6 protein-coding genes and 1 pseudogene are annotated in these 11,126 nt (G+C 51.1%); 4 read left to right on the forward strand and 3 right to left on the reverse strand.

Going from position 1 to position 11,126, the window contains the following annotated elements; translation table 11 throughout:
• Positions 1-178: 178 nt before the first annotated feature.
• A complete protein-coding gene (locus tag OCT58_RS09150; protein ID WP_267202556.1) occupies positions 179-2,515 on the reverse strand; it encodes a peptidoglycan amidohydrolase family protein in 2,337 nt (778 codons plus the stop codon).
• Between the two features lie 276 nt (positions 2,516-2,791).
• Between OCT58_RS09150 and OCT58_RS09155 the strand changes: the two genes are divergently transcribed.
• From OCT58_RS09155 to OCT58_RS09165, 3 genes are all read left to right on the forward strand, one after another.
• Positions 2,792-3,631 (forward strand): hypothetical protein, encoded by an 840-nt coding sequence (locus OCT58_RS09155; protein WP_267202557.1) that lies wholly within the window; start codon positions 2,792-2,794, stop codon positions 3,629-3,631.
• Positions 3,632-3,742: 111 nt separating this feature from the next.
• Entirely contained in the window at positions 3,743-5,191 is a 1,449-nt protein-coding gene (locus tag OCT58_RS09160) for a PspC-like choline-binding domain-containing protein (RefSeq protein WP_267202558.1), read from the forward strand.
• 156 nt (positions 5,192-5,347) lie between these two features.
• On the forward strand, positions 5,348-7,756 hold the full coding sequence (locus tag OCT58_RS09165) for a hypothetical protein (protein WP_267202559.1): 2,409 nt from the start codon (positions 5,348-5,350) through the stop codon (positions 7,754-7,756).
• 78 nt (positions 7,757-7,834) lie between these two features.
• Here OCT58_RS09165 and OCT58_RS09170 read toward each other — a convergent pair whose 3' ends face one another.
• Positions 7,835-9,415, reverse strand: coding sequence for a peptide chain release factor 3 (locus OCT58_RS09170; protein ID WP_267202560.1), 1,581 nt, complete (start codon positions 9,413-9,415; stop codon positions 7,835-7,837).
• Positions 9,416-9,601: 186 nt separating this feature from the next.
• On the opposite strand from OCT58_RS09170, the gene OCT58_RS09175 reads away from it, so the two are divergent.
• Positions 9,602-10,933 carry an LCP family protein gene (locus OCT58_RS09175; RefSeq protein WP_267202561.1) on the forward strand — a complete coding sequence of 444 codons (1,332 nt, stop codon included), beginning with the start codon at positions 9,602-9,604 and terminating at the stop codon, positions 10,931-10,933.
• A 91-nt stretch (positions 10,934-11,024) separates the two neighbouring features.
• Here the strand turns inward: OCT58_RS09175 and OCT58_RS09180 are convergent.
• Positions 11,025-11,126: pseudogene (locus OCT58_RS09180) on the reverse strand (IS30 family transposase); the annotation flags it as partial.

Consider the following 11,126-nt stretch of genomic DNA (forward strand, 5'->3'; position numbering starts at 1 on the left):
GATAAAATAGTGGTGCTCATCAAGGTCCTTCTTTCTAATGGATTGTGTGGTAACACCATTAAAGACCTTGATGGGTTTTTCTGTCCACTTAAATGTTCAACTTAAATTTTACAATCTGCCATATCATAATCTTTATACAATTATTATAATGGATATTAATGCATTTATAAAGTTTTAATTAAGCCCAATAGAAGTTTGGCCGGTAAACCATCTGGTAAGGGCAGTCATCTTGCTGCCAGTACCACTGGTAATTAAATTCCTGAACCGCCATGTTCGGATTGCCATGGCCCCATGGTGCCTGATCGCCATAGTAGGCGTTAGTTGAAATGCACATTGGGTTGCTGCCGCCAGTTGAAATTACTGAAACGTGGCCGGCACCTCCTGCGGAATGGCCCGGATTTCCCCAAACGACGATGTCCCCGTAGCGAACATCCTGGACACCTCGGCCGGAACCCGCCAGGTAATAGCCATTGGCTAACAGATAGCTGCCGATGTTATCGGTTGAATAAATCAGCGCCGGCCGTGAACCGCCGGCAGACCAAACCGCCATCGTCATCGAGCCGGAGCAGTCAGCGGTTCCGTCACGACCGGTCCGTGAACCATACAGGGAATAGGTTAACTTGCCTTCCCGGTCTAAGAACCAGTTGATGACCCGCTGGCTAAAGCCAACAAAGCCGCCCCAGCTCTGCAGAGTAACCTTGTGACCGTCAATCCAGTGCGTCCCGGTGTACATATTAGCGTTGACGGGATCAAAGTAGTACCAATTATGTCCGACAAAATCGGCCCAAGCATTTTCCGGGTCGAAGTAATACCAATTGTTGTTGATCTTTTGCCAACCGGTCAGCGCCCAGGCGTTAGTATCGTCAAAGTAGTACCAGTTGCCGGCTGCCGTCTTATACCACCCCGTCCGAGCAACGCCATCATTATTGAAGCAGTACCAGCGATTATTAATCTTTTGCCAGTCGGTCAGGGTACTACCATTGTCGCCGAAGTAATACCAGCCATTCGCATCCTTGTACCAGAAGTCATGGGCAAAGGTGTTAGTTGCCCGATTGAAGTAATACAGGTGGCTGGCAAGCCGATTGATGCCAGCAGTGAGTCCAAGGTCAGCGGTGTTAAGGTCACCGGTCGCGGCATCGAAGGTATAAGTCTTGCCGTCCGCATTAAACTGCGTCTGCCGTTCCCCCGTCTGTAGATCATAATACTGAAGCAAGCCGGTTGCCGAATTGTAGACCAAGCCTGTTTCCTGGGCCCCAGAGTTTGAATCAAAGGCGTAGTAATGATCACCGATCTTCGTAATCCCAGTGGCTGCTTGCGCCGTCGCCGGATCAAAGTAGTACTTGCTGCCGCCAATGGACTGCCAGCCCAGTGCGGCCGCACCGTTGTCCTGGAAGTAATAGTGGGAGCCGTCGATCTGCTGCCAACCGGTCTGCATCGCGCCATAGGTTCCGTCATGCTGCTCGTTGAGGTAGTAAGTAGCATCCGCAAGCTTTTGAATCCCGGTCAGCATTGCTCCCGTTTCCGGACTCAGGTAGAACCAATGATTGCCAATCTTGTGCCAGTTTGTCTCCATCCAGGCATTGACGGTGTCAAAATAATACCAGGAGTCGCCGAGCGCCTGCCAGCCGGTTAAAGCCCAGGCATTCGTATCATCGAAGTAATAGCGGTGGCCGTTAATTGTCGACCAGCCCGTTTGTCCCTGACCGTCCTTTAAGAAGTAGTACCAGCGCCCGTTGATAAAGTGCCAATCGTTGTAGGCTGCACCATCATCGGCGCCTCCAAAGCCGTACCACTTGCCGTTGATCTGCTGCCAGCCAGTCTGCATTGCACCATAGGTTCCGTCATGCTGCTCATTCAGATAATAAGTCCGGTTATTAATCGTCTGCAAGCCGGCCAGCATTTGCCCCTGATTGGCCGGATCAAAGTAATACCATTGACCGGCGAGCTTGCCCCAGCCGGTGTGGGCAGCACCGTTATTTTCAAAGTAATACCAGTGACCATTGACGATTTGCCAGCCGGTCTTCATCGCCCCATAGGTCCCATCGTGCTGTTCATTCAGGTAGTAGGTTGCGTTGTTAATTGTCTGCAGGCCAGTCTCCATGGCGCTACTGGTAGTATTCATGTAGTACCAGGTATTATTAACGGATTGCCAGCCGGTTGTGTTGGTACCGTTCTTGAAGTAGTACCAATTGCTGCCCTCAGTCTGCCAGCCGCTTGGCGTTTGGCCTGCAGCGTTTTGCCAGGTATTATTCGCCTGTCGCGTGTAGCCGTTGATTGTTGTCGGCACCGTGGCCTGCTCCTGCTGGCTAGTCTGCTGATCAGTAGTCTGCTGTTGGTCCGTTGTGGTTGTCTGCTGAGTGGCCGTCGCAACGCTGGTAGTCGTTGTCACCGCAGCCGTATCAGCCGCATGAACTGCTTGTGGCGCGGCCACCGTTGCCAGACCGATCCCCATGGTCACAAGGCACGCCGTCAGCCACATTTTCCCCGCTTTATACAGCTTAAAATGTGTTTTCATAAATTACTCGATCCCTTCAAAATAATAGAATTCAACACTTTAATACTAACATCGTTTAGCCGGGGTGAAAGAACTTGTCAGTAAAGGGACAAAGTTTTCAGCCAACGTGAAATGCATCGTCACGCACCACGAGTTAATAATAGGTAGCTTTTTCGGACACTTGTTTAATAATATTCAATGATGTAACGACTATCTTACATTAATGTTGCAAAGATGTTACAATATAAATAGAAGGAGTGGATAAATTAGATGCTCGATAGAGGGGAGCGCTAAATCATGATTAAAGTTACAAAAAAATTATTAAATACCTCGCTAGCTTTATTATTAGCGTTAGGAATTAGCGGCTGTGCGGCCACTAATCAGACTTACACCCATAAGACTTCCAACGAGCCCACAAGTGCTAAGACCGTCAAGCAAAGTTCTGCCCAGCATAAGGCCGCAACCAAGGAGAGTAAACAGGCAACTAAGAAGAGCAGTACGACGGCAGAAGCAACGACGAGTACTGCTAATGAGAGTAGCAGTGCCGCAACCGCTGAGAGTGCGCCAACTGCCGCAATGACAACGGCTGCCGCCACGCCGGCGACTACGAATCAAGGTAGCGTGACTGCCCAGCAGCAAAGTCAAGCGGCAGCCGCCACTACTTACCAGCAGAGTAAGGGCAATGCAACAACTGCTAGCCAAACACCAGCCGTCACAACAACTGCACCCAAGTCAACCACGTCGGCAACTACTGGCCAGCAGCAAATCCAGCTCGGCCTCGGTGATGTTGCCGTCTGGACCGACTCCTATGGTATTACCCACCACGTTGACAGTGATGGAATGGATCGTCAGACAATCGCCGGAAGTAGTCAAGTGAACTACGAAGATTGGTCTGGCCCTCTGCCGACTGATGCCCAAGTAATTCACAACGGCGAAGAGCCGAGCGAGCAAATCCAGCTCGGCCTCGGTGATGTTGCCGTTTGGACCGACTCCTATGGTATTACCCACCACGTTGACAGCGATGGAATGGATCGTCAGACGATTGACGGCAGCTCCGAAATTCACTATGAGGACTGGTACGGTTCACTGCCGACCAACGCGCAGGTAATCCACAGCGAAACTTCAATTGGTAATTAAATAGTTAAGATTGGGATCATCCAAGACGGATTGGTCCCTTTTCTATGTTATTTTATCGACAGATGAACTAAAATGGTTCTGTACTAAGGTTCAAAGAAAGGGGCTTTTTTAATGCGCAATCAGCACATCTATTCTCATAAACTTAGAAACAGCTTGCTAGTAGCTGGCGCAGCATTATCGTTGGGCTTGGCGCTCAACACCAATGCTAACGCGGCAACCAATACTAACACCACTCAGGAACCGGCAACGACCCAAACGACGGTTGCCAACAATGCAACGACGACTAGTCCGGCAGCAACGGTCACGAACACAGCTACCGATAAGACCAACAGTTCTACCACCACGACGGACACGACTTCTGCAACGACGGCAACCACGACTAATACTGCCACCAAGAATGACAGCACAAGCAAGGCTACAACAACGCCTAGTGACCAAACATCAACAACTAACACCACCACGACGCCTGATGACCAGACAGCAACATCCGACACCACTACAACCACGCTGCCGACGGGTAAGGCCGGCTGGCAGCAAGTCAACGCTAACTGGTACTACTTCAACCAGGATGGCTCTGCTACCACTGGCTGGAAGAAGATTAATCAGTGGTACTACTTCGACCCAACCAACGGTCAGATGCAGACAGGCCTGCAGAAGATCAATGGTCACTACTACTACCTGAATACCCAACACGATGGTACTTATGGGGCAATGCAGACCGGCTGGCAAAAGATTAACGGTCAGTGGTATGGCTTCGGTGGCGCTAACGATGGTGCTGCCTACACCGGTTGGCACAAGATCAACAACCGCTGGTACTACTTCCAGGAAAATGGTCAAGCCCAAACCGGCTGGCTCCAAACTGCCGCCCAGAACTGGTACTACTTCGACCCAACCAATGCCTGGGCACTGACTGGTTGGCAAAAGATTAACGGCAATTGGTACTACTTCGATGCCACCAATGCTTGGGCGCTTAAGGGTTGGCATACCATCAACGGCAGTCGCTACTACTTTGATCCAACCAATACCTGGGCCGTTACCGGCTGGCAGAAAATCAATGGTTCTTGGTACTACTTTGATAGCAATAACCACGTCGTCACCGGTTGGCAAACCATTAACGGCCACCATTACAACTTCAATTGGACAACTGGCGAGGCAATGACCGGTTGGCAAAAGCTCGGCGGTTACTGGTACTACTTCGACCCAACCAACGCCTGGGCACTGACAGGGCTCCAGGAAATCAACGGCAACATTTACTACTTTGATCCTGGCTACGACAGCGCTGCTCAGGGTTGGCGCTGGCTGAACAAGCAGTGGTACTACTTTGACCCAACCAATGCCTGGGCAAGCCGGGAAACCTCTTCTCAATTGGAAAACGGTTGGCAAAAAATCAACGGCTCCTGGTACTACTTCAATGCTAAGGGGCAGGCAGTTACCGGCTGGAAGCAATTCAAGAACGGTGACTGGTACTACTTCAACCCACAATCAGCCGCAATGGTAACCGGCAACCAAAAGATCAACGGCAAGAACTACCGCTTCGCTAACAGTGGTAAATTGCTGTAATTAATTTAATCACTGATTAAGAGCAGACACGCGTCGAGGGATAGGCGAATGCCTGCTTTTTTGCTCTCTGGAACAACTATTAATTATTGGCGGAATGGGTTAGAATTAAAGAGGTAATCTAATCTTTGACTATAACCGATAAGGAGATTATTTTTAATGACTAACAAACATATTTATTCACACAAAATCAGGAATTGTGTTCTATTAGCCGGTGCTACCCTGGCCTTTGGGGTCTTCGCGAATACGAATGTTCACGCCGATACCACAAGCAACCAGGCAACAACCACTGCAACAACGCAGACTGCTGGGCAAACAACCACTGCGACGGCTACTACCAACACCGCCGAGGTTAAGGCAGCGGCCACTGACGTTGCACCCGTTGAAGCAATCAAAAATGCCGAGACTCCGGCAGCGGCCAGTGCGGCGGCTAGTGACGCCGTAAAGAGCCAAGCAGCAGAGATCAACGCTAACTACCAGGCCAAGATCGATAACCAAACGGCAGCTAACAAGGCAGCCGAGGATAAGTTAGCCACCGATAACGCAAAGGCTTACAGCTCAGCATCCGCTGCCCTAGCCAAGGGTGATACTAGCATTCTGCCTTCCCAGACCGCTGCGGCGGCAAAGCGGGATCAGGCAATCAAGAGTGCCAGCGACGCTTACTCATCCGCAAACGCAGCGGCCCAGTCAGCCGTCGACAAGGCCTCCGCAGCTGCTTCAGATGCTGCAAATGCTTATAATTCGGCAAGCGCCAGCGAAAGCGCTGCCCAAGCAACCGTTAGCCAAGCTAGCGATGCCGCTAAAAGCGCATCAGATGCCGCAGTGGCAGCAAAGGATGCTCTTCAAAAGGCTAGCGAAGCAGCTAGCAGCGCTAGCACTGCAACCGCAAGTGCCCAGGATGCAGTTAACAAATTAGCGGCCGACGCCAGCGAAGAAGCCAGATCAGCTGCTAACCAAAAATTAAACGACGCCAAGGCCGCTCAATCGTCTGCCGACGCCAGTCTCAAGGAGGCTCAAACCGCTGCCGACGATGCCAACAAGAAGGCTGACGACGCCAATGCTAACCTGAAGGATGCTCAAGCTAAACTTGAGGCGGCAAAGGAAAATACGGCCAAGCTCAAGACCGCAAATGACAACGCGGCCAAAGAACTTGCAACCCAAAAAGATAATCTGACGAAGGCACAGGCGGCCAATAAGTCCACATACGACCAAGCAGTGCAGGACGCCAATGATGACTTCAAGAATTCAACGGATGCAGCCACCTATCTGAGCCAACTCCAAACAGATCAGAATAAGGCCTACAACAACCTGGTCGCTGAAGATGCACAAAAGATCGAGGCTTTAAGCACTGAACAAGCCAACGCGATTAAAGCGATGACCGAGGCCATTAATCAACAGCGTGATACGCGAATCAAGGAACTGGGCGGCCAGCCATCGCAGCTGCCAACCGGTGATAAGAATACCTGGAAGCAGGATGGCGACAACTGGTATTACTTTGGCAACGACGGAACGGCCGTCACCGGCTGGCAGACGATCGGCAACCAATGGTACTACTTCGACACCACCACTGGGGCAATGGCAGCTGGCCTGCAAACCATCGACAGCAAGACTTACTACCTCAATCCCAACCACGACGGAACATACGGTGCTATGAAGTCCGGCTGGCAAGCGGTTGATGGCAACTGGTACTACTTCAATCAACGCCATGATGGCTCGTTTGGCGCAGCCTATACCGGTTGGCAAAAGATCGGCAATCAATGGTACTACTTCGACACTACTACCGGGGCAATGGCAGCTGGCCTGCAAACCATTAACGGTAAGACATACTACCTCAATCCTAACCATGATGGAACGTACGGCGCCATGAAGTCCGGCTGGCAAAAGATTGACGGCAACTGGTACGGTTTTGGCGGTCCAAACGATGGTGCCGCCCTTACCAGCTGGCAAAAGATCAACGGGAAATGGTACTACTTCGAAAACGATGGCAAGGCCGCTACTGGCTGGCAGAAGATCAATGACAACTGGTACTGCTTTGACACTGCCAACGCTTGGGCACTGACCGGCTGGCAAAAGATTAATAATAGCTGGTACTACTTTGACACTGCCAACGCTTGGGCACTGACTGGCTGGCAAAAGATCAATGGCCACTGGTACTACTTCGACTTAGACAATGCTTGGGCACTGACTGGCTGGCAGCAACTCAACGGTCGTTGGTACTTCTTTGACCCGACCAATGCCTGGGCACTGACTGGCTGGCAATACATCAACCACCGCTGGTACCACTTTGACACCGTCAACGCTTGGGCTGACACCGGCTGGCAGAAGATCAATGGCCACTGGTACTACTTCGACCCGACTAATGCCTGGGCCGACACCAGCTGGCAATCACTCAATGGTCGCTGGTACTACTTCGATATAACGAACGCTTGGGCAGCCTCTGGTTGGCGCTACACGTCTAATGGTGGCTGGTACTACTTCGACCCGACGAACGCTTGGGCTGTAACTGGCTGGCAAAAGATCAATGGAAAATGGTACCACTTTGATGACAGTGGTCGGATGACAAACTAAATTCAAATTGATAAACAAAAAGAAGCAGGATTTCACAATTATGAAATCACTGCTTCTTTTTCGTTTGTTTAAATCAATTTATAATTTCGCCGTCAACTTCACATCCGGGTACTTCTGCTTGAACCAGTTTTCGGCAAACTGGTTTTCAAACAGGAAGAGCGGCTGGTCGTGGATGTCCTTGACCAGGATGTTGCGGGACGAGGACATCTTCTCGTCCAGCTGGTCGGGATCGATCCACCGTGCCGTCTTATGGCCCATTGGCTCCATGATGACATCGGAGTTGTACTCGTTCTTCATCCGGAACTTGAAGACTTCAAACTGCAACTGACCGACCGCCCCGAGAATGTAGTCGTTCGTCGTGTAGGACCGATAGAGCTGAACGGCCCCCTCCTGGACCAGCTGGTTAATCCCCTTGTGGAAGGACTTCTGCTTCATGACGTTCTTGGCGGAAACGCGAACGAAGAGCTCCGGCGTGAACTGTGGCAGCTTTTCGAACTGCACGACTTGCTTGCCGGTGTAGATCGAATCCCCGATTTGGAAGTTCCCGGTGTCATAAAGCCCGATGATGTCCCCAGCCACGGCCGTTTCAACGTTCTCCCGCGTGTCGGCCATAAACTCCGTCACGTTCGACAGGCGCAGCGGCTTCTGCGTCCGTGCCAGGGTGACGTCCATCCCCCGGTCAAACTCACCGGAGCAGATCCGCACGAAGGCGATCCGATCCCGGTGCCGCGGGTTCATGTTGGCCTGAATCTTGAAGACAAAGCCGGAGAATTCTGGATCCAGTGGCTTAACGATCTGGCCGTCCTCGGTCTTATGGTCGCCCGGTGCCGGCGCGAATTGGAGGTAGTTCTCCAGGAAGGTCCGGACCCCGAAGTTCGTCAGGGCCGAACCAAAGAAGACCGGCGTCTGGTCCCCGCGGGCAATCTTGTCCCGATCCAGTTGGTTACCGGCAACCTCGACCAGCTCCATTCCGTCCAGGGCGTCCTGCCACTCGCCATCGCCGGCCAGTGGGTTCTCCCCTTCGACGTCCCCATCGTCATTCAGCGGCAGGTAGGGATTGTCCGGATCGGCCGGGTGGGTCAGGGCAACCCGGTGGTTAAAGCGGTCGTAGATCCCCTTGAACTGGTGACCGGAACCGATCGGCCAGTTCATCGGGTAGGTCTCGATCCCCAGCACGTCCTCGACTTCGTTTAAGAGATCCAATGGCTCCCGAGCATCCCGGTCAAACTTGTTCATGAAGGTAAAGATCGGAATTCCCCGCATCTTACAGATCTGGAAGAGCTTCTTGGTCTGGGGCTCGATCCCCTTGGCGGAGTCGATCACCATTACCGCGGAGTCGACGGCCATCAGGGTCCGGTAGGTGTCTTCGGAGAAATCCTCGTGCCCCGGGGTGTCCAGGATATTGATCCGCTTGCCCTGGAAGTCGAACTGCATAACGGAGGAAGTAACCGAAATCCCCCGCTTCTTTTCGATTTCCATCCAGTCGGACTTGGCAAAGTTCCCGGTCTTCCGCGCCTTGACGGTTCCGGCTTCCCGGACGACGCCCCCGAAGAGGAGGAGCTGCTCGGTGATCGTGGTCTTCCCGGCGTCAGGGTGGGAAATGATGGCGAAGGTCCGCCGCTTATTAACTGCTTCAGCTAATTCTTTAGTTGATTTCATCGATAAAATCCTTTCATTTTTATTTTCGCGAAATATCTCTACTATATTAATATAATTTTTCCCCAAAGTCTAACTTTCCAAATTCTTATAGAAAGGTTAAACTATTAATGTTCCGTTGAATTAGAACGCGCTTTTTTGCTATATTAGTAAGAGTGTTAGAATTTTTTGGTCGAGGTATTAATCTTTATGGATAACAATAATAATCGCGAATCGCGCGAAGAATACCGGAAACGGATGGAAGAGCGGATTCGCAAACAGGTTAACGAAAACCGTCAGCAGGAAGAGGCAGAGGAGCAAGCACAGCCGCGCCATTTCAGACCACGCCGCAATGATGCTCCCCAACCCAAGCGGGATCCTGAGCGTCTTGTTAAGCACCATTATCAGATGCCAAGATGGATGAAGGCCTTGATTTGGTTCTTAATCATTATCGTCGCACTCGGCGGCTTCTATGAATATCATAAAATTCATTCTGCTACAAACAAGATCTTCACCAACGGGAATGGCCAGATCAGTAAGAAATTGCAAAAGGGTGAACCCGTCTCCGTCCTGGCGATGGGGACCGATGTTGGTGCTCTGAACCGGGGTAACAAGGGTGGGAACACCGACTCGATGGAGCTCTTCACCATTAACCCGAAGAAGAAGACGATCACGATGACTAGCATCCCGCGGGACATCCTGGTCCGGGTCAACACTAAGGAAGGTCCTGACTATGTCAAGCTGAATGCCGCCTATGCAATCGGTGGGCCAAAGCAGTCGGTCAAGCAGGTAAAAGAGCTACTAGGTGTGCCAATTGACTACTACGCGGTCATCAACATGGGGGTTCTGGAAAAAGTTGTTAATTCCGTCGGCGGGGTTACCGTTGACAACCCATTTGCTTTCACTTATGAAGGTCACCACTTCAAGAAGGGGAAGCAACACCTGAATGGTGCAAACGCCCTGAAGTATTCCCGGATGCGTTACCAGGATCCAAACAACGACTACGGTCGGCAAAAACGCCAGCAACAGATCCTGACAAGCGTCATCGAACAGTTCAAGAACTCCGGCTCGATCTCCGCTGCCAATAAGATCCTCGATGCCGTGGGTGATGGGGTCAAGACTAATATTCCGATCGACGATATTGCCACCCTCTACGGGAACTACCACGGGGCAATGGCAAACGTTAAGACTTACCACTTCCAAGGCCAGGATGCGACGATCGACGGCGTTTCCTTCCAGATTGCTAGTCCAAAGGAAATTAACCGGGTTTCCAAACTGGTTCGCAAACAACTGGGCTTGAAGCCAAAGAAGATTGTCAACCACGAAACGAAGATGTACAAGTCACAGCCAAACTACGATGGCTACAACAATACCAACTTCATCCTGCCGGGTGGTGCCTCCTATAACACTCCTGGAAGCGGGAATGGCAGTGACAAGGTTATCGGCAGCAGTAGCAGCTCATCTCGTCGTTCTAGCCGCTCCTCTTCTTCAAGGAGCATCTATGAAACACCAAGCGAAACTAGTGGCTACTCATTGTACTAATACCAAGAAAGAAAAAACAGTTGAGAGAATCTCAGCTGTTTTTTCTTTGCCTCTACTTTAACTTTATTAACCCCCGAAATGTCAAATTAAGTTAGAAAAAAGCTAGTTGCTCATCGGTGACGTGCTTCATGAATACTTCAAGTGGTGTGCGGTAGTTCAATGACTTGCGAGGAATGTTATTCCGACGATGCAT

Source organism: Limosilactobacillus kribbianus (assembly GCF_026413145.1).
GTDB lineage: Bacteria > Bacillota > Bacilli > Lactobacillales > Lactobacillaceae > Limosilactobacillus > Limosilactobacillus kribbianus.

What these genes read in the sequence shown, in the direction of transcription:
- OCT58_RS09150 (WP_267202556.1), bottom strand. Translation starts at nt 2,515, where the DNA reads ATGAAAACACATTTTAAGCTGTATAAAGCGGGGAAAATGTGGCTGACG.
- OCT58_RS09170 (WP_267202560.1), bottom strand. Translation starts at nt 9,415, where the DNA reads ATGAAATCAACTAAAGAATTAGCTGAAGCAGTTAATAAGCGGCGGACC.
- OCT58_RS09160 (WP_267202558.1), top strand. Translation starts at nt 3,743, where the DNA reads ATGCGCAATCAGCACATCTATTCTCATAAACTTAGAAACAGCTTGCTA.
- OCT58_RS09155 (WP_267202557.1), top strand. Translation starts at nt 2,792, where the DNA reads ATGATTAAAGTTACAAAAAAATTATTAAATACCTCGCTAGCTTTATTA.
- OCT58_RS09165 (WP_267202559.1), top strand. Translation starts at nt 5,348, where the DNA reads ATGACTAACAAACATATTTATTCACACAAAATCAGGAATTGTGTTCTA.
- OCT58_RS09175 (WP_267202561.1), top strand. Translation starts at nt 9,602, where the DNA reads ATGGATAACAATAATAATCGCGAATCGCGCGAAGAATACCGGAAACGG.